At 59.3% G+C, this 20,529-nt stretch carries 21 protein-coding genes, 1 tRNA gene and 1 pseudogene; 8 read left to right on the forward strand and 15 right to left on the reverse strand.

Annotation, left to right across the window (positions count from 1 at the left end):
• Positions 1 to 734, reverse strand: a 734-nt coding sequence (gene mutM, locus HKN06_12680) for a bifunctional DNA-formamidopyrimidine glycosylase/DNA-(apurinic or apyrimidinic site) lyase (GenBank protein NNF62166.1), incomplete at its 3' end; no start/stop codon positions are given.
• A gap of 155 nt (positions 735 to 889) precedes the next feature.
• On the opposite strand from mutM, the gene HKN06_12685 reads away from it, so the two are divergent.
• Positions 890 to 2,056 carry an acyl-CoA desaturase gene (locus tag HKN06_12685; GenBank protein ID NNF62167.1) on the forward strand — a complete coding sequence of 389 codons (1,167 nt, stop codon included), beginning with the start codon at positions 890 to 892 and terminating at the stop codon, positions 2,054 to 2,056.
• Between the two features lie 89 nt (positions 2,057 to 2,145).
• On the opposite strand, the gene rpmG is transcribed toward HKN06_12685, so the two are convergent.
• Both rpmG and rpmB read right to left on the reverse strand, forming a co-directional pair.
• Positions 2,146 to 2,310, reverse strand: coding sequence for a 50S ribosomal protein L33 (gene rpmG / locus HKN06_12690; protein ID NNF62168.1), 165 nt, complete (start codon positions 2,308 to 2,310; stop codon positions 2,146 to 2,148).
• 10 nt (positions 2,311 to 2,320) lie between these two features.
• Positions 2,321 to 2,557, reverse strand: a complete 237-nt coding sequence (gene rpmB / locus HKN06_12695) for a 50S ribosomal protein L28 (GenBank protein NNF62169.1) — start codon at positions 2,555 to 2,557, stop codon at positions 2,321 to 2,323.
• A 286-nt stretch (positions 2,558 to 2,843) separates the two neighbouring features.
• On the opposite strand from rpmB, the gene HKN06_12700 reads away from it, so the two are divergent.
• Positions 2,844 to 3,431 (forward strand): VPLPA-CTERM sorting domain-containing protein, encoded by a 588-nt coding sequence (locus tag HKN06_12700; GenBank protein ID NNF62170.1) that lies wholly within the window; start codon positions 2,844 to 2,846, stop codon positions 3,429 to 3,431.
• Positions 3,432 to 3,509: 78 nt separating this feature from the next.
• On the opposite strand, the gene radC is transcribed toward HKN06_12700, so the two are convergent.
• Positions 3,510 to 4,184 (reverse strand): DNA repair protein RadC, encoded by a 675-nt coding sequence (radC, locus tag HKN06_12705; protein ID NNF62171.1) that lies wholly within the window; start codon positions 4,182 to 4,184, stop codon positions 3,510 to 3,512.
• A gap of 106 nt (positions 4,185 to 4,290) precedes the next feature.
• Between radC and coaBC the strand changes: the two genes are divergently transcribed.
• Both coaBC and dut read left to right on the forward strand, forming a co-directional pair.
• Positions 4,291 to 5,541, forward strand: a complete 1,251-nt coding sequence (gene coaBC / locus HKN06_12710; GenBank protein NNF62172.1) for a bifunctional phosphopantothenoylcysteine decarboxylase/phosphopantothenate--cysteine ligase CoaBC — start codon at positions 4,291 to 4,293, stop codon at positions 5,539 to 5,541.
• 4 nt (positions 5,542 to 5,545) lie between these two features.
• A complete protein-coding gene (dut, locus tag HKN06_12715) occupies positions 5,546 to 5,989 on the forward strand; it encodes a dUTP diphosphatase (protein NNF62173.1) in 444 nt (147 codons plus the stop codon).
• Here the strand turns inward: dut and HKN06_12720 are convergent.
• Both HKN06_12720 and pyrE read right to left on the reverse strand, forming a co-directional pair.
• Positions 5,975 to 6,628, reverse strand: a complete 654-nt coding sequence (locus tag HKN06_12720; GenBank protein ID NNF62174.1) for a DUF4124 domain-containing protein — start codon at positions 6,626 to 6,628, stop codon at positions 5,975 to 5,977. The two genes, dut and HKN06_12720, sit on opposite strands and share 15 nt — an antisense overlap.
• Positions 6,629 to 6,707: 79 nt before the next feature.
• Positions 6,708 to 7,349: an orotate phosphoribosyltransferase gene (pyrE, locus tag HKN06_12725; protein NNF62175.1), complete on the reverse strand. Its 642-nt coding sequence runs from the start codon at positions 7,347 to 7,349 to the stop codon at positions 6,708 to 6,710.
• Between the two features lie 58 nt (positions 7,350 to 7,407).
• On the opposite strand from pyrE, the gene xth reads away from it, so the two are divergent.
• Together xth and HKN06_12735 are read left to right on the forward strand one after the other, a co-directional pair.
• Positions 7,408 to 8,220, forward strand: coding sequence for an exodeoxyribonuclease III (gene xth / locus HKN06_12730; protein ID NNF62176.1), 813 nt, complete (start codon positions 7,408 to 7,410; stop codon positions 8,218 to 8,220).
• Positions 8,217 to 9,848, forward strand: a complete 1,632-nt coding sequence (locus tag HKN06_12735) for a hypothetical protein (protein NNF62177.1) — start codon at positions 8,217 to 8,219, stop codon at positions 9,846 to 9,848. The genes xth and HKN06_12735 overlap by 4 nt, the downstream gene beginning before the upstream one ends.
• On the opposite strand, the gene HKN06_12740 is transcribed toward HKN06_12735, so the two are convergent.
• Positions 9,838 to 10,125, reverse strand: coding sequence for a hypothetical protein (locus tag HKN06_12740; protein ID NNF62178.1), 288 nt, complete (start codon positions 10,123 to 10,125; stop codon positions 9,838 to 9,840). The genes HKN06_12735 and HKN06_12740 overlap by 11 nt on opposite strands.
• Before the next feature lie 160 nt (positions 10,126 to 10,285).
• On the opposite strand from HKN06_12740, the gene HKN06_12745 reads away from it, so the two are divergent.
• Positions 10,286 to 10,912, forward strand: coding sequence for an NAAT family transporter (locus HKN06_12745; protein ID NNF62179.1), 627 nt, complete (start codon positions 10,286 to 10,288; stop codon positions 10,910 to 10,912).
• Here the strand turns inward: HKN06_12745 and trmB are convergent.
• Positions 10,909 to 11,595 carry a tRNA (guanosine(46)-N7)-methyltransferase TrmB gene (gene trmB / locus HKN06_12750; protein NNF62180.1) on the reverse strand — a complete coding sequence of 229 codons (687 nt, stop codon included), beginning with the start codon at positions 11,593 to 11,595 and terminating at the stop codon, positions 10,909 to 10,911. The genes HKN06_12745 and trmB overlap by 4 nt on opposite strands.
• Positions 11,592 to 12,644 (reverse strand): annotated as a pseudogene (gene thiS, locus HKN06_12755) (sulfur carrier protein ThiS). Before thiS ends, trmB begins: the two are co-directional and overlap by 4 nt.
• A 268-nt stretch (positions 12,645 to 12,912) precedes the next feature.
• Between thiS and HKN06_12760 the strand changes: the two are divergent.
• Positions 12,913 to 12,987 (forward strand) — tRNA-Gly (locus HKN06_12760).
• Positions 12,988 to 13,145: 158 nt separating this feature from the next.
• Here the strand turns inward: HKN06_12760 and HKN06_12765 are convergent.
• The 6 genes from HKN06_12765 to HKN06_12790 form a co-directional block, all read right to left on the reverse strand.
• Positions 13,146 to 13,862, reverse strand: a complete 717-nt coding sequence (locus HKN06_12765) for a hypothetical protein (GenBank protein ID NNF62181.1) — start codon at positions 13,860 to 13,862, stop codon at positions 13,146 to 13,148.
• Positions 13,863 to 14,211: 349 nt separating this feature from the next.
• The gene (locus HKN06_12770; protein NNF62182.1) at positions 14,212 to 15,657 is read right to left on the reverse strand and encodes an MBOAT family protein; all 1,446 of its coding nucleotides are present in this window, start codon (positions 15,655 to 15,657) and stop codon (positions 14,212 to 14,214) included.
• Positions 15,654 to 16,904, reverse strand: a complete 1,251-nt coding sequence (locus HKN06_12775) for a hypothetical protein (protein NNF62183.1) — start codon at positions 16,902 to 16,904, stop codon at positions 15,654 to 15,656. Before HKN06_12775 ends, HKN06_12770 begins: the two co-directional genes overlap by 4 nt.
• 191 nt (positions 16,905 to 17,095) lie before the next feature.
• Complete coding sequence (locus HKN06_12780) at positions 17,096 to 18,088, reverse strand: GNAT family N-acetyltransferase (GenBank protein NNF62184.1); 993 nt, start codon at positions 18,086 to 18,088, stop codon at positions 17,096 to 17,098.
• Entirely contained in the window at positions 18,088 to 19,299 is a 1,212-nt protein-coding gene (locus HKN06_12785; GenBank protein NNF62185.1) for an aminotransferase class V-fold PLP-dependent enzyme, read from the reverse strand. The genes HKN06_12780 and HKN06_12785 overlap by 1 nt, the downstream gene beginning before the upstream one ends.
• 31 nt (positions 19,300 to 19,330) lie before the next feature.
• Positions 19,331 to 20,452, reverse strand: coding sequence for a sulfotransferase (locus tag HKN06_12790; protein NNF62186.1), 1,122 nt, complete (start codon positions 20,450 to 20,452; stop codon positions 19,331 to 19,333).
• Between the last annotated feature and the right edge of the window lie 77 nt (positions 20,453 to 20,529).

A 20,529-nucleotide genomic window follows, 5' to 3' on the forward strand; every position in this document is an offset into this window, starting at 1 on the left:
GGTTCGCCGTCCTGGTCATACGCATTCAGCTCCAGCTGGAAGTAGCCGGGTTCGCCATCGCCACCGCTGAAATCGCGCAGCGTGGTGCCGCCGACCTCGATGGCGTTGGCCAGAACCGTCCTGATCGACGCGGCCAGCTGCTGCATGCGCGGCAGGGCAATGCGTCCGGCAGCACGACGCGGGTTGATGCCGGCAAGCCACAGTGCCTCGCTGGCGTAGATGTTGCCGACGCCAACCACGATGCCGGCATTCATGATGTGTTGTTTGATTGCACCGCGGCGGCCGCTGGCACTGCGATGGAGATAGTCTCCGTCAAATGCAGGGCCCAGCGGCTCCGGGCCAAGATTTTTCAGCAGCTTGTGGCGCAGTGGATCACGGCGGGTCCACAACAGAGCGCCGAAACGACGCGGGTCGGTGAACCGCAGCAACACGCCGTTGTCGAAACTGATGTCGACATGGTCATGCTTGCGTGGCGTTGTTGCTTCGTTGAGCACCCGCCAGCTGCCGGACATTCCCAGGTGTGCAATCAGCGTGCCGTGGTCGGTGCGTACCAGCAGGTATTTGGCACGCCGGTCCACAGCGCTGATCATCAGTCCGGGCAACTCCCGCGGTAGCGCGGCAGATACCGGCCAACGCAGCTGGCGCTGCCGGATCTGGACCCGTTCTACCCGCGCACCCTCGATATGGGGCGCGATGCCGCGGCGCGTTATTTCAACTTCCGGCAATTCAGGCATGGGCAATCGGCATAAAAGTGTGACCTGGGGCACAAAAGCCTGTGGTTTGGAGGGCTATAAAAGGTGCCGTCAGGGATGAATTTTTCGATCTGGTTTGTCACAGACCGATAAGCTATATTTTCGGGCTCTCGCGCCCGCCATTTACAGGATACTCCATGGACTACCTTTCCGGATTGCTGCAGCTGAGCCCGCTGGGCCTGGTGATCGTCACCTTCATCATGTGCCAGCTTACCGTGGCAGCGGTGACGCTTTACCTGCACCGGGACCAGTCACATCGTGGCCTCGAACTGCACCCGGCAGTGCGGCATTTCTGTCGTTTCTGGCTGTGGCTGACGACGGGTATCAATACCCGCGAATGGGTCGCCATTCATCGCAAGCATCATGCTCATTGCGAGACGAAAGACGATCCGCACAGCCCGCAGGCACATGGATTGCGCAAGGTGCTGTTCCAGGGTGCCGAGCTCTATCGCGAGGAAGCAAAAAACCAGGAAACGCTGGAGGTATACGGCCGCGGTACGCCGGATGACTGGATGGAGCGAAACCTGTACACCCGGCATTCCTACCTGGGCATCGTCATCTTGTTCGCGACAAACATCATCCTGTTTGGGCCGATTGGCATAACCATCGGCGCAATCCAGATGGCAACAATACCGTTCCTCGCTGCGGGAATTATCAACGGTATTGGTCACCACACCGGTTATCGTAATTTCGAGTGTGATGACGCGGCGACAAACGTCGTGCCGTGGGGCGTGTTCCTGGGCGGTGAGGAGCTGCACAACAATCATCACGCATTCCCGACCTCATCGAAGTTTTCGGTGCGGCGCTGGGAATTCGATATCGGCTGGCTTTACGTTACTGTGCTGCGCTTTTTCGGTTTGGTAAAGGTACGAAAAGTAGCGCCGGTTCCGGTGCTGGAGCCGGAGCATTCCAGCGTTGATCTGGACACGCTGAAGGCGGTCCTGGTAAACCGGATGCATGTGTTGCGCGACTACACGCGCAGCGTCACAGTTCCCACGCTGCGGGCGGAAATCGCCGATTTGCCACAACGCCTGGGGCGCGGTGCGCGGCGCCTGATGGTGCGGCAGCCAAAGCTGCTGGACGATGCATCGAAGAGTCGTCTGAGCGAGCTGCTCGAGCGGAACCAGTCATTGCGTACGGTGCACGAATACCGCGAGCGCCTGCGGGCGCTGTGGAGCAGTCGCAACATCAGTAACGAGAAATTGCTGGCACAGTTGCGGGAATGGGTAGCACAGGCGGAGGCCAGCGGCATTCGCGCGCTCGAGGAGTTTTCGGGCCGGCTGCGTTCGTACCAGATGGCCTGACGATTGGCTTGCACAATTTCGCCACCTGTTAATAAAAAAGGGCAGCCACTGGCTGCCCTTTTTGTTATGCGGTCCTGAAGCCCGATCTGTTACTTGATCTTGGCTTCCTTGTACTTAACGTGTTTGCGTACACGCGGGTCGTACTTCATCACTTCCATCTTCTCCGGGTGTAGCCGTTTGTTCTTGGTGGTCGTGTAGAAGTGGCCGGTGCCGGCTGACGATCTCAAACGAATTTTTTCGCGACTGCTTGCCATGATGTATACCTCAGACTTTCTGGCCGCGTGCGCGCAGGTCGGCCAGCACCTTGTCGATACCGTGTTTGTCGATCAGCCGCAGTCCCTTCGTCGAAAGGCGCAGTCTCACGTAGCGATTTTCGCTTTCAACCCAGATTCTGTGGGTATGCAGATTCGGCAGAAAACGCCGCCGCGTTCTGTTCTTTGCATGCGAGACGTTGTTACCGCTGGTCGGTTGTTTGCCGGTTATCTGGCAGACTCTGGACATGACTGAATCCTAGAAAGTTTTTCAAATGCCGGCTGGCCCGGCCTGAAGAGCGGAACTTTATACCAGCCGCGCCACAGGCTCGCAAGGACCCATGGGGGCAGTACATGTTTATGCATACATGTACTGCCCCCTTTGGAAAGACTAACTATCTGAAAGGCAACATTATTATGTTAATCCTTGCGGAATCTCGTTTGCATTGGGGGGCTGTTGTCCTCTAGACTGTGGGACATCTGAACAAATCTGGTTCAAACGGACCGGCAACAACAAAACAACAGGAGACCAGCAAATGGTCCGCAAACTCTCTTTCAGTGCCTTTTGGGCCACTATCCTTCTGGCATTCTCGATCAATGCGCATGGCGCTCCGCTCGCCCTGACGATGGCCGACACGCCAGATATCGCAGTAGGCTTCATCACTGTCGAATATGCTGGTGGCAGCCTTTCGGCAAACGGTTTTGCGCTGTCATTTGACGGCAGCGACACGGATCCGGCCCTGGATATTGTCAACGGCCTGTTCACCCTGAATGCACAGATCGATTCCGCAGGTAATCTTGCGTCAGGTTCGCTGGTGGTCAGCGGAACCATCGGCTCGCAGTACAGCGGCACGCTCCTGACCGGTGACTTGACGGCCTTCGGATTTAACGACAATCCAGCTGGCGATCCACTGGAGTTCCTGTTTTCTGTTACTGGTGGAGAGCTGGCCTCCTTATATGGGGCTGTCGGCGGGATTATCCTGGCTTCTTCAGGGTTCAGCGGAAGTTTCACGCACTTCTCCTCAACATCAGGCACGGCTGACGTGGCGGCAATACCAGTGCCTGCCGCAGTCTGGCTGATGCTGACAGCACTGGCTGGCTTGTCCGGTTTCCGCAACCGGTAAAGACTGGCTGCATTCACTGCTGATTACCTACCAGCATACGAAGAAAAGCCCGGCAACAGCCGGGCTTTTTTTGTTCCGTCAGATCAGACCGCGCTCGGCGAAAGAAACACAGTCGCCCTCGCCGATAACAAAGTGATCGAGCACGCGGATATCGACCAGTGCCAGCGCGTCGCGCAGCCGGCGGGTAATGATCTCGTCGGCATGACTTGGCTCGGCAACGCCACTTGGGTGGTTGTGCGCGAGTATGAGTGCCGCCGCATTACGCTCCAGCGCCAGCTTGACCACCTCGCGCGGGTAGACGCTGGCACCGTCGATGGTGCCGCGAAACAACTCCTCAAAACTGATCACCCGGTTGCGATTGTCCAGCAGCAGGCAACAGAACACCTCGTGCGGCAGGTCGCGTAGCCGGGCGTGCAGGAAGCGACGCGTCGCACGCGGGCTGGTAAGGGCATCGGGCCGGTCGAGTGTTTCGCGCAGGTTGCGGCGCACGATTTCGACCGCGGCCTGCAGCTGGCACCAGCGGGCCGGCCCCAGTCCGCGCACGCTGCAGGCTTCGGCGCGTGGCGCGGTGAGCAGTTCGCGCAGCGTATTAAACCGTTCCAGCAAGGCGTGCGCGAGGTCCAGCGCGGTGGCGCCACGCACGCCGCTGCCCAGCAGTATTGCCAGCAACTCGGCATCCGAAAGTGCCCGCGAACCGCGTGCCAGCAGTCGCTCGCGCGGCCGCTCACTGCGCGGCCAGTCGGTGATGGTCATGCGACGTTCCCTGTGCAGGTACCGCCGACACTGTCCCACGGTGCGACAGGAGGAACAATGCCGCACAAGGCCGTAAACTATGTGGATATTGCGCTTGGAGAGAACCATGACCGATACGGGTCTGCAGGGCCGGAAGATCTTGCTTGGCGTCACCGGTGGTATCGCTGCTTACAAGGCGATCGAGCTGGTACGCCGGCTGCGTGAGCAGGGCGCTGCTGTGCGTGTGGTAATGACGGCCGGTGCCAAACACTTTGTCACGGCGCAGTCGTTCCAGGCAGTTTCCGGCGAGGCAGTACGTGACGACCTGTGGGATGCCGAGGCCGAAGCCGCAATGGGTCACATCGAGCTGGCACGCTGGGCCGACCAGGTTGTGATCGCACCGGCAACGGCCGACTTCATGGCGCGTCTGGCTGCCGGCATGGCCGGTGATCTGCTCAGCACGTTGTGCCTGGCGACCGCCGCGCCGGTGAGTCTCGCGCCGGCAATGAACCGCCAGATGTGGGCGAACGCGGCCACGCAGGACAATGCGCAACTGCTGCAGCGTCGCGGCATTCGCCTGATCGGGCCGGCGACCGGCGACCAGGCCTGTGGCGAAGTCGGGCCCGGCCGGATGGCAGAGCCTGAGGACATCGTAGCGGCCCTGCTGGCGGAACGTCCGGGCAGGCTGGCCGGTCTGCTGGCCGGCAGGCACGTCCTGCTTACCGCCGGGCCTACACACGAACGCATAGACCCGGTGCGCTATATCAGCAATCACAGCAGCGGAAAGATGGGCTTTGCGATCGCCCGTGCAGCGGCCGCCGCAGGTGCGCGGGTGACACTGGTGGCCGGGCCGGTACAACTGGCCACGCCACCTGGTGTCGAGCGCATCGATGTCGAGAGTGCCGCGCAAATGCACCGTGCCGTCCATGCCGCGGTCGATGCGGCAGATATTTTCATCGCTACGGCAGCTGTCGCCGATTACCGGCCGGCGGCAACCGCGGCGCACAAGCTGAAAAAAGACGGCCAGGCAATGAGCCTCAACCTCGAGCAAACGACGGACATACTCGCCAGCGTCGCAGTGCTGCCCGATGCGCCGTACACGGTTGGCTTCGCCGCCGAGACGCATGACGTCGAGCGTTACGCGCGCGAAAAACTGGCAAAAAAGAAAGTCGACCTGGTGGTGGCAAATCGCGTTGGCGAGGAGGGCGGCAGGACTATTGGTTTTGGCGCCGACGACAACGAAGTTACCGTGTTGTGGTCGGATGGTATGCAGCAGTTACCACGGGCCAGCAAATTTGCTATCGCCTTTGACCTGGTAGAAATCATTGCCGCACGGCTCGGGCAGCACGGCGGGCACAGGAGCAACCGCAGTGCGTGAAATCATGATGCGTATACTCGACCCGCGAATCGGGCGCGACTACGAGGTGCCAACGCACGCAACGCAAGGTTCCGCGGGGATTGACCTGCGTGCCTGTATCGATGCCGATGTCACGCTCGCGCCCGGCGAGACAGAGCTTATCCCGACCGGCATTGCTATCCATATTGGCGACAACGGTCTCGCTGCTATGCTGCTGCCACGCTCCGGGCTAGGGCACAAACACGGCATCGTGCTGGGAAACCTGGTCGGGCTGATCGACTCGGATTACCAGGGCCAGATCTATGTTTCCTGCTGGAATCGTGGCACGGCAGCGTTCACTATCGAGCCCGGCGAACGGATTGCCCAGATGGTCTTTGTGCCGGTGGTTCAGGTCCGGCTGGAAGTGGTGGACGAATTTGAAGCCAGCGAACGCGGTGCCGGCGGTTTCGGTCACTCAGGGCGTCGCTGACGCCATTTCCTGCTGTTCTTTCAGCATCCTGAACCGCGTCAGGTCTGTTTCGAAGCGGGTCCGCAGCGCCGCCTGCTGGCTACGCAGGGCGCTCAGCGAGTTCATGTGCTCGGTCATGGCATTTTCGGTGAACACGATGTGCTCCGCCAGTTCTTCAGGCAGTGGCGGCAGATCTGAGTCAGGGTTGTAAGGGAAGTTGTATTTTGAAGCCTCGGCTTCGAGCTCATCCCACTCCCTGCGCAGGTTTTCCAGGTAGTGCCGGGTGACACCGACACGCGCCTCGATAGCCAGGATACGACGATCACGCAGCATCTCGATTTCTTCGGCAGACAGGTACGTGTCCATCAAAACGCGATCACGTTCGGCCTGTTCTTTTGCCAGTTTCCTCTGGCGTTCCTGTTCTGCGGCAGCAGCGGCCATCGCATTGAGTTCGTCGATGGTCTTTTGCCGGTCGAGCACTTTGACGGTGACACCCTGGCGGTTGAGCACGTGACGCTCGTTGCGGCTGGCCTCGGCTGGAACCGCGTCGCCGTAATGCACCACGCCGTTTTCGTCGACCCACTTGTACAGGTTGTCGGCGACAGCCGATGCGCCTGACGCCAGCAGGAGGCAGGCAATTAATGTGATTCGAACGCTCATATGGTTAATAGTAATAGCATAGTAGTTAGACCTGCCGCCGTGATGAAGTTCTCAGCGGCCCCTGGCGGCGCACAATCGTTCACACACCATAATCCTGCCGGTAGGCTTCCATTGCCGGCAAATGCTCGCGCAAGTGGCTGTCTGAGCCCAGCAGGGCGATCAGATCGCCAAGAGAAGCGATGCTGGCCACCGGTGTACCCAGCTCGGCACCGAGCTCCTCCACGGCCGACCTGGGGCCCGCCCCGCGCTCCTGGCGATCGAGCGCCAGCACTACCGCGGCGACCTCGGCGCCGGCGGTCCGGATCAACTCCACCGCTTGACGCACTGCAGTACCGGCGGTGATGACGTCGTCGAGAATAATCACTCGCCCGGCCAGCGGAGCGCCAACTATGGCGCCGCCTTCGCCATGCGATTTGGCTTCCTTGCGGTTGTAGGCGAACGCGGTATCGAGATCGTGGTGGTCAGCGAGCGCGGCTGCCGTAACCGCGACGAGGGGTATGCCCTTGTAGGCCGGGCCAAACAACATATCGAACTCCAGATCGGTTGCCAGCACGGTTTCGGCATAGAAACGCCCCAGGGCGGCGACCGCCCGGCCAGTGCTGAAAACACCGGCGTTGAAGAAATACGGGCTTTGCCGGCCTGACTTCAAAGTAAAGCTGCCAAAACGCAGGGCGCCCAGTTCGATAGCCAGGCGCAGGAATTGCTGCTGGTAACCATTCACACCGCTCATGCCGGTATCATAACGAACCATAAATCTCGCAGCAGGAAATGCGGCAATTGTGCGAATAATTACGGTCAATGTGAATGGCATCCGCGCCGCTGCGCGCAAGGGGTTTTTCAGCTGGATGACGCGGCAAAAGGCCGACGTGGTGTGCCTGCAGGAAACCCGGGCTGCTCCGGACCAGATTGAAGACCGCGTCTTTCATCCGCCGAGCTTTCAGAACTTTTATCATCCGGCGCAGCGGCGCGGTTACAGCGGTGTGGCCATCTACACCCGCCATGAACCCGATGCGGTGATCGAGGGCTTTGCCCGTGCCGCGTCGGCGAAGTCGCCAGGTTGGCAGGAGTTCGACGACGAGGGTCGCTATCTCGAGGCCCGCTTTGGCAACCTCAGCGTGGTGTCGCTTTATGCGCCGTCCGGTTCGTCGCACGAAGACCGGCAGGCGGCGAAATTTCGTTTTCTCGAATTGTTCATGCCGCTGCTGCGGCGGTTTCGTCGCCAGCGGCGCGAGTATGTTATTTGCGGCGACTGGAATATTGCCCATAAGAAAATTGACCTGAAAAACTGGCGTTCCAATCAGAAGAACTCGGGTTTTCTTCCCGAAGAGCGGGCGTGGATGGATGAGTTGTTCGGGCCGGCCGGTTTTGTCGACGCCTTTCGCCAGGTCGATGAACGTGATGAGCAATACACCTGGTGGTCCAACCGGGGGCGCGCGTGGGATAACAACGTCGGCTGGCGCATTGACTACCAGGTGGCGACACCGGGGATCGGCAATAGCGCAAGAAGTGCGCGTATCTACCGGCGCAAACGCTTTTCCGATCATGCGCCGCTCATCATTGACTACGACTACGAGCTGGGCTCCGGACGTTGACCGCAAAAGCTGATACACCGCGCTGGATGCGCGCTGCCCGGGCGTTGCATGACCGCCGCATGGCCGCGATGCTGCTGCTTTCTTTCGCCGCCGGGCTGCCCTACGGGGCGGTGCTGGGCACGCTTAACGCCTGGTTCACCACCGGTGGTGTCAGCCCGTCTGCCATCGGCGCGTTTTCTATCGTGCTGCTGGTGTATTCGTTCAAATTCCTTTGGGCGCCGTTTTTCCAGCGTGCCTCGTTCCCGCTGCCGCAGCGTCTTGGCCCGCGCCGTGCGTGGTTGCTGACTTTTCAGCTCGCAATAGCCGTGCTGATGGCGGCGCTGGCGCTGAGCAACCCGGTGGTGAATATTGGCCTGGCGGCGTTGATTGCGCTGGGGATCGCGATGTTGTCGGCGTCACACGACATTGTGCTCGATGCATGGCGCATCGAGGTCGCACGCAGCGATGAAGATCTCGACCTGATGTCGGCGATCTATCAGTTCGGTTACCGCGCAACCAGCCTGGTTACCGGTCTGCTGGCGCTGGTGCTGGCGTCGCGGATCGGCTGGCCACTGACCTATTTGCTGCTCACTTCAATGGTGGTTATCTCCCTGGCCGGCACCCTGATTGCGCCGGAGCCGGAGTTGTCCGGACACGACGACGAGCGTCCGTCATTCGTCACTCGAGTCGCGCAAGTACTGCGCACACGCGTGACCTGGGGAGTGGCCTTGTGCTGGGCAGTCGCGGCAGTCCTGCTGGTACGGTTCGTTTTCGAAGCGCTCACTACCGAGCCGCCACCGAGCGGGCGTGATTTTGTGCGTACGCAGGGTCCGTTCATCGTCGCACTGTGTGTGATCATTCCGGCAATAGCTGCGGCCTGGCTGCTGGGACGGCAGCAGCCGGACGGGGGCTCGCCTGCGCCGCTCACCGACGCGCTGTTTCGCGCCATTCTCGACCCGCTGATGGACCTGGTCTCGCGGTTGCGTTGGGCCGCGCTGCTGGTCTTGTCGCTGGTGCTCACCTACCGCTTTACCGACCTGGTATGGGGTGCGTTTGCGTATCCGTTCTACCTGGGATCCGAGCACGGCGCCATCGGCCACACGATGGACGAGGTTGCTATCGCCTCGAAAACTTTTGGTGCGTTTATGACCTTTGCCGGTGCCGGTCTTGGCGGAGTTGCGCTGGTGTTCGCAGGGCGTATGCCATGCCTGGTGTTTGGTGGTTTCGTGGCGGCAATTACCAACCTGCTCTACGCGGACCTGGCCGCCGGGGGTGCGGCGCTCGACGGGTTCCTGGCGCTGACGCGGCTCGATTATATGTTTGCCGCTTTCGGCGCTGACGAGCGCATGGCGCGGCTGATGCTGGCGATTGCCGGCGAAAACCTGGCCTCGGGCTTCGCCAGTGTCGCATCAGTGGCCTACCTGACGTCTATCGTTAACCCGCGATTTGCAGCGGTGCAGTACGCACTGCTGGTATCTCTGACGATGCTGATTGGCACGCTGGGGCGACCGGCGCTTGGTGAGATGATCGAGACGGACGGTTATCGCGCCATCTTTATCCTGACTGCCTGGCTGGGCATGGTGGCGGTGGTGCTCGCTGCGTTCGAGTGGTTGCGGCAGAAAAAGAATGCCGGGATTGTCAGGAGTTGAGCAGGTCTTCGAGCGGGTTGCCGAAACGCTCGGCGCCATCTTCGCGATCGACGCCGTAGTCTTCGCGCTCCATATCGAACGACCCGGACCAGTCTTCCGGTGGCTCTACCTGGGTCAGGAACATCTCGCGCCAGGCTTCCATCTCGTACTCTTCCACGGTGCCATCGTAGTGCTGCACCTCGATGGTTGCGTCGTCCTCGTCGTACGCGACAACCTCGAACAAGTTTCCGCCTGGTCGCTTGTACCAGTCACCAACAACAGGATTGATCTGTTTCATTGTTGTACCTACCCCGGTATCAGATCCGCTGTTATCATGGCGTCGCCGCACGCTCCGTGTGCATTGCCAACGCTCACTCCAACTTTAACTCAATCGACCCCGTCTGCAACCGCGTAGCCAGCCGAACCTGAACTGCGTTTAATGTTTGTTGCATAGCACTATGATTGAACAGCTCATTAAACAGTTTGTTGTCCTGTTCGTCGTCATCGAGCCCATCTCGCTGGTGCCGATGTTCGGCGCATTGACGCGCGGTGGCAGCGTGCGTTACCGGCGCAAGATGGCGCTCAAGGCATCAGCACTGTCGGCACTGATTCTTGTTGCCTTCGCCCTGGCCGGAGACTACCTGCTGGACGCACTGGGAATCAGTGTCGAGGCATTCAAGATCGGCGGTGGCCTGTTGTTGTTCCTGATTGCTGTCGACATGGTATTTGCGCGGGACTCCGGGTTACGTTCGACCACGGTGCGCGAACAGGAAGAAGCGCGTTATCGCGAAGATATTTCCGTGTTTCCACTGGCATTTCCGCTGATTGCCGGCCCCGGCGCGCTGGCTACTGTGCTGCTGATGGTCGGCGACGCGCGCAACGACTTCACGGCATACATCGGCATAATGGCGATGTTGCTGCTGGTGATCCTGATCGTGTTGGTGTTGTTGCTGACCACGCCCTGGGTCATGCGCGTCATCGGGCGCAGCGGCGCCGACGTTATAAGCCGGCTGTTGGGTGTGGTACTTGCGGCGCTGGCCGTGCAGTACGTAACCGACGGAATTCGAGGGACTTTCAGCCTCTAGTCGCAGCGTCGGCGAGCGACGAAATCCCACACTCCATGGCCGAGTTTGCGGCCACGTCGTTCGAACTTTGTCTCGTGGCGGCCGGTCTCTGTGGCCTGCAGCAGGTCGAGATGGCCTGCGTCGGTCAGGCACTGTTCGATATGTTCGGCGTATTCCTTCCAGTCGGTCGCAATGTGCAGTTGCCCGCCCGGACGCAATACTTTTGCTACCAGCCGCAGGAATTGTGGCTGGATCAGGCGCCGTTTGTGGTGACGCTTTTTCGGCCACGGGTCGGGAAAGAAGATATTGATTGCGTCAACCGCGTGCGGTGCGATGTGATCTCGCAGCACCTCGGCCGCATCGTGATTGACTACGCGTACGTTGCCAGGCTCGAGCAGTTCGAGCTGTCGCAACAGGCGGCCGATGCCCGGTGTGTGCACTTCAATGCCGAGAAAGTTTTGTTCAGGATGCGTTTGTGCGTCGGCAATCAGTGTCTCGCCGTTGCCAAAGCCGACTTCAATGACCAGTGGCGCCTTGCGACCAAAGATTGCATCAAAATTCGGCTGTGGCCCCGCAAGATCTACGCCATACAGTGGCCACAGTTCGTCGAGGGCGCGCCGTTGCGCAGGGGTCAGCCTGCCGGCGCGTAGCACGTAGCTGCGGACAGTGCGTTTGCGATCGGGTGCGGCGCCCTCGTGGCTCAGAAAAACGTACCGTCTACGGGCGACGAGGCCGATGCATAGCGTTTGCGGGGGATGCGACCGGCAAGAAAAGCCTCGCGTCCGGCCTCTACAGCTTTGCGCATCGCGCTGGCCATCAGCACCGGGTCACGCGCTCCGGCAATTGCGGTATTCATCAGTACGCCATCACAACCCAGTTCCATTGCAATCGAGGCGTCCGATGCCGTGCCGACGCCGGCATCGACAAGGATGGGCACCGAGGCATTTTCGACTATGGTCAGAATATTGTAGGGGTTGCGTATCCCCAGGCCTGAGCCGATCGGCGCGGCCAGCGGCATCACCGCAACGCAGCCCATTTCCTCGAGGCGTTTGGCAATGATCGGATCGTCGTTGGTGTAGACCATGACCTCGAAGTTGTCATCGATGAGCGTTTTTGCAGCATCGAGCGTTGCCGGTATATCCGGGAACAGCGTCTTTTCGTCGCCCAGGACTTCGAGTTTTACCAGGCTGTGTCCATCGAGGAGCTCGCGCGCGAGGCGACAGGTGCGTACCGCATCGTCTGCCGTGTAACAGCCAGCTGTGTTTGGCAGCAACGTGTATTCATCGGGGCTGATGACATCCAGCAGGTTTGCTTCGCCCGGTTCCTGCCCGATGTTGGTGCGGCGGATTGCTACCGTCACGATTTGTGCGCCACTGGCCTCGATAGCTGCACGGGTTTGTGCCATATCGCGATACTTGCCGGTACCAACCAGCAGCCGCGAACTGAATGTTCTGCCCGCAAAGCCCAGCGGGTCGTCGTTATGCCCGGCTGTGCCCAGCCGCGCTGCAGTAGTGCTCATTATTGGAATCTCCAGCTGGAATCAGCCGCCGCCGACGGCGCGTACTATCTCGATCTTGTCCCCTCGTGCAATTTGCCTCTCTGGCAGCATGCTGCGAGGCACGATGTGTCCATTAATTTCTACCGCGATACGCTGGTCCGCACACCCCAGCAGGTGCACCAGTTTATCGGCGGTGATTGCTTCGTCGAGGGTCTTGTGGCGGCCGTTGACAGTTACATCGATGCTTGTCGTCATCCCGCAATTGTAACGCCCGCGCGCCGGGTGCGGGACCTTTCCGCAGCATGCCGCCCCGGATCAGGCCCTTGCGCACCGCCATATGGCCCGCCATGCGGCAGTTGCGCATTGATAAGTGCAGGTGAGATTGGCACGTTCAGGCGAAAAGTGTGCACGGGTGCGGGAGCTGGGAGAATCCCTAACGTTCGGATGCCTTTTGTGCACCGCTCCAATCGTGGTGGCTTGGTTGTTGCGCATTCAGGTCAGTTAGCTAGAATCTGTCGGGAGTGCGGGTGTCGTATAACGGTTATTACCTTGGCTTCCCAAGCCAAAGATGACGGTTCGATTCCGTTCACCCGCTCCAGGATACCCGACAGACTTGAGCTGGTTTCGTCGTTCGAGCTGGCGAATGCGAACCAACGGCGGGAACAAGGGGTCAAGTCTACGCGTTACGGATTTTGGTTAAGCAGCGCTTCGCGCCTGTCGAAAAACTTGTAATGCGTAGACTTGACCGTCTTTTCTCTATTCGATACCCACTTCGGGCGGCGCGCCAAGCTCGTTCAACAACCCGGCAGTACTTTCACTCACATCCCGCAATTGGATCCGGGCAACAGACCCGGTCACTATTGTACGCTTCAACAGATAAACCGAGTCGTTCCTCGACTTAAGCCGTGCCATCACGGTTTCCGCCGGCGCGTCAGATTGTTTTGTTGTCATGTATCGGCGAAAGCTCTCCACCGGCATAACATCCCAGGCGAGGGCGCGAAGCGCGCGCACGGCCGGCACAAAGTTTTCATCGATGGTCTTGAAGCTGTTCGCCCGATCGAGGTAATGCGTCACGATGGCCGATCGGGTGGATGGATCGGGTATCAAACGCAGCGCGCCGGTCATCTGCAGTTCTTCCCAGACGGCAGGTTGGCGCGTGATGGACTCGCCAACAAGCGATGCGATCAGCAGGCCACCCGGATCATCATGTTGCTCTTCGTCGGATTCAAGCAGCCGCAAAAGATGGGACGCTGAGTCGATCAACCTTCCGATCCTGTCATTACTCTCTGACATGGAGGCGATATCTTCCTGCAGCTCGTTGACCAGATCGTTCAGGTATACGTCGGCCACGGCGTTATCGGCGCGACGCCCGGCATACGAATCAATCGCCAGTGCCATCAGGATGCCGATGACGATCAGGGCCAGCTCGCCCAGGGCGACTCGCCAGTTAATTTTTTCTGCTGATATGCGCATGTTTTGTCGGACTATAGACCACTATCAAGTCGCTGTGTCCTTAATTTGTTTTTTGCGTCATCTGGTGTGGTGTGAGCGCCGTCCGGGCGCAAAGATTCGCGGCAGGATGCCGTTCCGAAAAATGGGGAAAATAGTGTGGTGCACAATAGGGTGACAGATAAATGCGCAGATTCTGCCGATGGGTGGGTGGGGCAATCGAATTTTCGTTTTCCGCTTTTCAAGCTGGAGATGACGGTTCGATTCCGTTCACCCGCTCCACTCCTGTCCCGGCTGGCTGTTTCCATTCAGCGTACTCGCCCACTATCGGATTCGAGCAAGCAAATCCAGTGCGGCGGCGCGCGGAATGGCTTTAGAACTGAAAATAGATAAAAGGCGTTTCCCGGCCCAGGCTGGCGATGCACATCAGGAGCAACATGCCGTAAAGAAAGCCGGTTTTTACGCCTATGTTTCGCGCCAGTTCGTGAGAATTCCTGGCAAAGAATGCGATACCAAGCCCGGCAAGCAGAAAGGGAAAAACTTCGACGCCACCGCCTATGTCGACAATATTTGGCAGCGATCCAAACGTCGCTGATTGAATGGTGTAGGCAAAGAGCGGCTCAGACCCGTTCAATCCCAGCATTCCAGCGTATATCTCGCGCGCACGTGCGAACGAAGGTGCGCGGAAAAGCACCCAGCCGACATGTACACACAGGAAAGTAATCAGTACTGCTACCGTCGTCGGCAGGCGAAGATTCGAGATAGTGCGCCAGGTCGTATTTATCGCCAGCAGCAAGCCATGAAACAAACCCCAGACCACAAATGTCCAGGCAGCCCCGTGCCAAAGCCCGCCGAGAAACATGGTAATGAACAGGTTTCTTGCTGTCTTTTTCAGGCCGCCGCGGGAACCGCCCAGTGGAATGAACAGGTAATCGCGAAGGAAGTGGGACAGGGTGATATGCCAACGATTCCAGAACTCGGAGATGCTTTTTGATTTGTAAGGCGAGAGAAAGTTGAGCGGGAAGCGAAAGCCGATCATCAGTCCGAGCCCGACCGCCATATCACTGTAGCCAGAGAAGTCGAAATACAGCTGCACCGAATATGCCAGCGTCCCCAGCCAGGCGGCACCAAACTGCACCACGCCGGTTCCGTCAAAGAGCCTGTCGGCCAGTGGCGCAACCTGGTCGGCAATGAGGAGTTTCTTCGACATTCCAATAATGAACAGTATCGCGCCATTGCTGAATTCAATGGCGTTTCGGCCGTGAACCTGCAGACGGCGAATCTGCTCCGCCATCATTCCGTATCGAACAATCGGGCCGGCTATCAACTGTGGAAAAAGGGAGACGTAAGCAGCGAAATGCAGGAAGTCCGGGGCCGGTTCTGCGTCACCGCGATAGATGTCCAGGGAATAGCTGATGCTCTGGAAGGTATAAAAAGAAATGCCGAGAGGCAGAATAATGTGAAGCAGTGGCGCGTCAATGGACACGCCGAACGCTGCAAAAGACGCGGCGAACGACTGGACAAAAAAATCGTAGTACTTGAAAAACCCTAGAAAACTGAGATTAACAACCAGTGAGCATGCCAGGAACAGACGTTTTCGACTGACGGCTGTTGCGCGATGTATGGCGGCGCCGCAAAAGAAATCTACCACGGTAGATGCCGCCAGCAGAGTAACAAACCGGTAATCCCACCAGGCGTAGAACACGTAGCTGGCCAGCGTCAGAAAAAGCAGCCGGAACCGGAATGAAAGGCGTGACAGCCAGACCAGCAGCACCAGCGGCAGGAAGCAGAACAGGAATATGTAGCTCGGGAAGATCACCGGGCTTTGTTCCACTCATTTGCTATGGCGCGCAGGATCAGGTCGGAGTTATCAGGTGTCATGTGATAACGGTCGAAAAAAGCGTCAGGCGTGCCGTCGAACCTGGCTATATGCGACGCGTCAAATACCAGCTTTACGGAGGGGAAGCGGTCGGCGAGCTGTTTCAGGTGCGCACGCAGGTCATCCAGGTGCTGCGCGTGCCGTGTATGGGCCAGCAGGACGTCAAAGAAGTATGGATGTACCGGCAGCATCAGGATTACAACTTCGACGTTGTTCTGGTTCAGATACTCGATGGTGCGGTCAAACAGCTGCAGGTCCTCGGCGTCCATGCTGTCGCCCGGCAGGAAATTCACTGCATCGTCGAGGCGTATGTGACCGGAGTCCACGGCCAGGCGCCGTGCGGCGTCGAGCCGCAGAATATCGCTTTCGCTAGTCATGCGCGGCACGGCCTGATTGTAAATCCCGTTTATTTCCTCAGGAAGGAATGGCTCTGCCTCGCGCCGTGCATGGCCGCGATTCGTGCCATCCTCCAGAAAAGGAGATCGGTCGGCCAATAGCGGTACGGGTGACGTGTCATCGACAGGATCGAAGCCGATCGGTGGTAACGCTACGTGAGAAAACCTGTGCCGCAGCGACATTCGCAACATAAGGCGGAGACTTTGAAATGTCAGGCTGTCCATGAAAGTGGATACGTACCATCGAAGCGGATGATACTCAGGCAGATATTTGGCCAGTGCAGGTGTCGCCAGCAAGCGGCGCCGGTATTTCGACATTAGCGGCGGACCACGCTGGTCGTTAGCGAAAGTCCACGGCTCAATACCTAGAATTACCAGTTTTGGCTGCGATTGAAGATCGCGGGTGACAAAATTGGACCACGCCCACAAGTCCTCCGCGCGCCCCCAGAACGCGGCCAGGTTGAAAGTCCGGCGGACTGGAAGCAGGTCATCGACAAGACCTGACTGAAACGACATCATGTTTGACGATCCCATGATGTAGGCATCAGGTAGATCATCCGGGGGTAGCTGCTGCAGGTACTCGACCTTTCCGATCCGGCCATTAAGAAACTCGAACTGCCCGGCTGGCCCGAAGTAACCGTAGTGATTACTGAGAACTGAAAAGCCAACCAGCGTCGCAGACACGATGAGCACGAAGACAATCATCGTCCAGAGGAAGCGGCGGGCATCACGCGGTGTTGCCGGCTCTACCCGAGCTATCGGCTCTTTACTGTAGTCAACCAAGGGTGTCACTCATTGCGAGCCAGAAGGCTTTGCACAATTTATGAGGTTAGGAAAATTTAATCCAGCGCATACGTCGCGAGTGGATGTGCGACCCCCTGTGCAGCCCCTTTGCAGAATATGTCAAGCGGCCATCTGTACTTGCCACGCCACAAAAGCACGGGAGTGTGACTAATCTGCAGGTCTGCAGGCTATTGAACCGTTCACAGGCGTTCCCGCAATGATCGCAGCAGGCCGCGCAACGTGCCGGTATCGCAGGCAACCAGTCCGCCAAGCTTGCGGCTGCCGGACATCCAGTCACGTTTGTACGACTCGTCGCCGACGCCATAGTCGATTTCGGTTACATTGTCGCTGTCCAGCGCGTGCGCGAACATGGCGCGCGACAAAATCGAACCAACGGACAACTCGCCAAATTGTTCATCGTAAGCCAGCTTGTAGATGTAGCTGCGCTCACCGTCCTTTATCCAGAATTGAGCTGCTGCGGGCTTGCGATCCACGGTTGCCATGCCGATACGGCCAATCTCATGTGCGTCACACAGCCGCAGCAGTGACGGTATGAACTGTTCAAACGGTTCGGCGTCTTTCCAGCTGGCCGCATAAACTGCCTGAAAATGAGCCAGCGCCTGCTCGATCGAAATGCCGCCACGCGGGTAGATTTCCAGCCGCAAATCGTGTTCGCGTGCTGTCTTGCGGGCCTTTCGCTCGACGGTATTACGCAATTGTGAGCTGCGTTGCCGGTAATACGAATCAAAATCCTCGCCGCCAGTTTCCAGGTACCAGTTTTCGTACTGCGGCCACGGGTAAACGCGGTAACCGGAACGCCGCGCAGCGGTCTGCAGCGCTGCACTGTCGTCGTCATGCAGGTAGCGAAAGTCGAGCACCGACCAGCGCGGCCGTTCCGCCGCGATAAACTCGAAAATTTCGTGCAGGCCGTTGTTGTTGCCACACGGGCCATAGTCAACGGTGTAGAAATTGCTCAGACCCTGTAGTGTGGTCTGACGCTGATGGCAAAACAGTGCGCACAGATCTGTTCCACTGGTTACATAGATACGTAAAGCCGGATTCTCCATGCCGTTGTTTGCCAGGCACTCGAACCATTCGAGGCTGCGAAAGAATGACGCCCCGCCGTGCAGCGACAGGCGGTGGCGCAGGTCGCCACGTAACGATTCGAACGATTCATAGACATGTACAGCCATCAGTCCGCCGCCGGGAACAGTTGCCGCAGCGCGTCAGCGAGCGCTTCGTACTGCGAAATATCGTTGTAAAGCTGGGCTGATATGCGCAGTAGCCGTCGCGGGTGTGCCGGCCACGGTATGAGCGGCACCTCGATGCTCCAGCGTTGCAACAGTTCGAGCTGTAGCGGGTCGCCATACAGCGGTGAGGCAGAGGCCGGTGCCTCACTGTCCGGTAACGGCAAGGCAGCCAGTGAACCCAGCATCTGTGCCGGGCAGGGCGGGGCAATGCCCAAAGCATCGCAGATCAGCTCGCGCCCGCGAACGACCAGGTCATGATTGTGGCGGCGCACGGCCGCCCAGCCACCCGGTAACAACGAGGCAATGTGCCCGAGCGCCTGCGGCACGCTGAGCACCGCGGTTGGATCCCAGGTGCCGGGCCAGTCGAACTCCACCAGGAAACGCGAACGATCGGTGCGCGTGGTGTTTGCGCCGTGACTGATCACCGCGGGTCGAACCTGCGCCTGTCGCTCCGTGGCGACGTAAAGGAAGCCGGCCCCTTTCGGCGCGCAAACCCACTTGTGACAATTGGCCGCGTAGTAATCAGCCCCGAGCTTCTCCAGCTCGAGCTCGATCATGCCGGGGGCATGGGCGCCGTCCACCAGCGTCCGCACGCCGTGCTCCTGCAGCGCAGGGATCAATGTTTCCAGCGGCATGATCAGCCCGGTCTGACTGGTAACGTGATCGAGCAGTGCCAGCCTTGTACGAGTTGAAACCTGCTGCATGACGGCGGCGTGGACTTCGTCGGAACCCGCTGTCGGAAAGGGGATGTCGGCTACGACAACAATAGCGTCGTCACGGCGGGCGACAAAATCCAGGATATTGCGGCAGGCGTTGTATTCGTGATTCGTGACCAGCAACTCGTCGCCCGGCGAGAATTGCTGCGAACGCAACACCGCATTGACGCCGGCGGTGATATTGGGCAGCCAGGCGAGGTCAGCTGCCTGACAGCCGACAAACCCGGCCAGCGCCGCGCGCGCCTCGTCCAGCAGGCCTTCCAGGTCACGCACGAAAAATTCCACCGGCTGGCGTTCGATGCGAGCCCGTAATGACTGCTGATAGTCGAGTACTGCGCGAGGACAGGCGCCAAACGAGCCGTGATTGAGAAAAACCACCGCAGGGTCCAGCGTCCAGTGCCCGGCAAGTTTGCTTGCGGTGGGTGCTGACAACGTCACAGGGTCATTATCCGTTGCACCTGCGAAGCTGTCACGCGCCAAAGCTGTCACGAATTGTCGCTGGGTCGAGCCCGAATTGCTGCAGCGAATACCGATGCCGGCCAAACTTGCCCTGTGGGTTGGCGGCCAGGTATTGGCGCATCCTGTTCTCGCTATCTGCCGTCAGCGGCAGGCCCAGTTGTTCGTACAGGCTGCCAACCGCGGCCAACGGATCCGCTACAAGGGTCTCATAGTCGATTAGCAGCACGGCATTGTGCTGGCGAAAGCTTTCACCGCGGCGCCAGCCCTCTGCCCACCAGCGCATCCAGAATCCGGCAACTGCCGCAGCATCGACCGCGTCGCTGAAAGCGTTACGCAAAATCACCCCGTGACTGGCAATCGATGCGGCCACCTGTTCCGGGTCGCGGCGGGTGTAGACAAAGCGGGCACCGGGATAAACGCGAGCCAGAGCGGGCAGCGTGTAGAGATGTGCCGGAGCCTTCAGTATCCAGCGGCCACGATCGTTGGCTGCCTGCAGATGCTGCAGAAACTGGCGGTGATACTGCGCCGCCGCCATACCGTCCTGCTGGTCCAGCCATGACTGGTATCCGGGCACATTGAATGTCGTATGAAATTCCACGCTGGCAAACTGGTGCGCCGTAATGGCGATGCATTCCTGCGGTAGCCGTGCGCCAATGGCGTGTACCGATTTGAACTGTGGTGCCAGCCGGTCGACCCAGCGCAGCATGCGGTCAGTGCGGTCGATGCGACGTTGCATCTCCCGCTCTGGTTGTCCGGGCAGGCGACACGGCAGCATCACTTCCCAGGTGAACGGCACCCGTATCGCAGGATCCTGCGCCATCAGCTCGTGAAGCAGCGTGCTGCCAGAGCGCGGCAGGCCGGTGATGAGCACCGGCGCATCGATATTTTGCCCGCGCAGGTAGCTGTTGCGTTGCCGCTCCGCCTGAAGCTGCAGCCTGTTAGCCAGTAACTGCAGCAGGTGATTACGCGCGGCGAGTCGCCCTGTCGGCGTGAGCTGCGCCTCGTCTTCCAGCGAGCTGCACAGGCGCTCGAAACCGTCGCGCCATGACGCTCCGCCAAAATCTGTCAGCCCTGTCCTGCGTGCAGCTGTCAGTTGCAGCTGTTCCGGATCCAGCGAGGTTTGCCACGGCAATAACACTCCGGCGCGATTTGCCAGCCGGATGTAAAACGGTCTGTGTCGGTATCTGTTGCGGGCCATGCCGGGCTTGG

It is taken from the genome of Gammaproteobacteria bacterium (assembly GCA_013003425.1).
Taxonomy (GTDB): Bacteria; Pseudomonadota; Gammaproteobacteria; order Steroidobacterales; family JABDKV01; genus JABDJB01.

Bases quoted from the DNA above. Each gene is read 5' to 3' on its own strand.
- HKN06_12685 (NNF62167.1), top strand. From the start codon at position 890: ATGGACTACCTTTCCGGATTGCTGCAGCTGAGCCCGCTGGGCCTGGTG.
- rpmG (NNF62168.1), bottom strand. From the start codon at position 2,310: ATGGCAAGCAGTCGCGAAAAAATTCGTTTGAGATCGTCAGCCGGCACC.
- rpmB (NNF62169.1), bottom strand. From the start codon at position 2,557: ATGTCCAGAGTCTGCCAGATAACCGGCAAACAACCGACCAGCGGTAAC.
- HKN06_12700 (NNF62170.1), top strand. From the start codon at position 2,844: ATGGTCCGCAAACTCTCTTTCAGTGCCTTTTGGGCCACTATCCTTCTG.
- radC (NNF62171.1), bottom strand. From the start codon at position 4,184: ATGACCATCACCGACTGGCCGCGCAGTGAGCGGCCGCGCGAGCGACTG.
- coaBC (NNF62172.1), top strand. From the start codon at position 4,291: ATGACCGATACGGGTCTGCAGGGCCGGAAGATCTTGCTTGGCGTCACC.
- dut (NNF62173.1), top strand. From the start codon at position 5,546: ATGATGCGTATACTCGACCCGCGAATCGGGCGCGACTACGAGGTGCCA.
- HKN06_12720 (NNF62174.1), bottom strand. From the start codon at position 6,628: ATGAGCGTTCGAATCACATTAATTGCCTGCCTCCTGCTGGCGTCAGGC.
- HKN06_12740 (NNF62178.1), bottom strand. From the start codon at position 10,125: ATGAAACAGATCAATCCTGTTGTTGGTGACTGGTACAAGCGACCAGGC.
- HKN06_12745 (NNF62179.1), top strand. From the start codon at position 10,286: ATGATTGAACAGCTCATTAAACAGTTTGTTGTCCTGTTCGTCGTCATC.
- HKN06_12765 (NNF62181.1), bottom strand. From the start codon at position 13,862: ATGCGCATATCAGCAGAAAAAATTAACTGGCGAGTCGCCCTGGGCGAG.
- HKN06_12780 (NNF62184.1), bottom strand. From the start codon at position 18,088: ATGGCTGTACATGTCTATGAATCGTTCGAATCGTTACGTGGCGACCTG.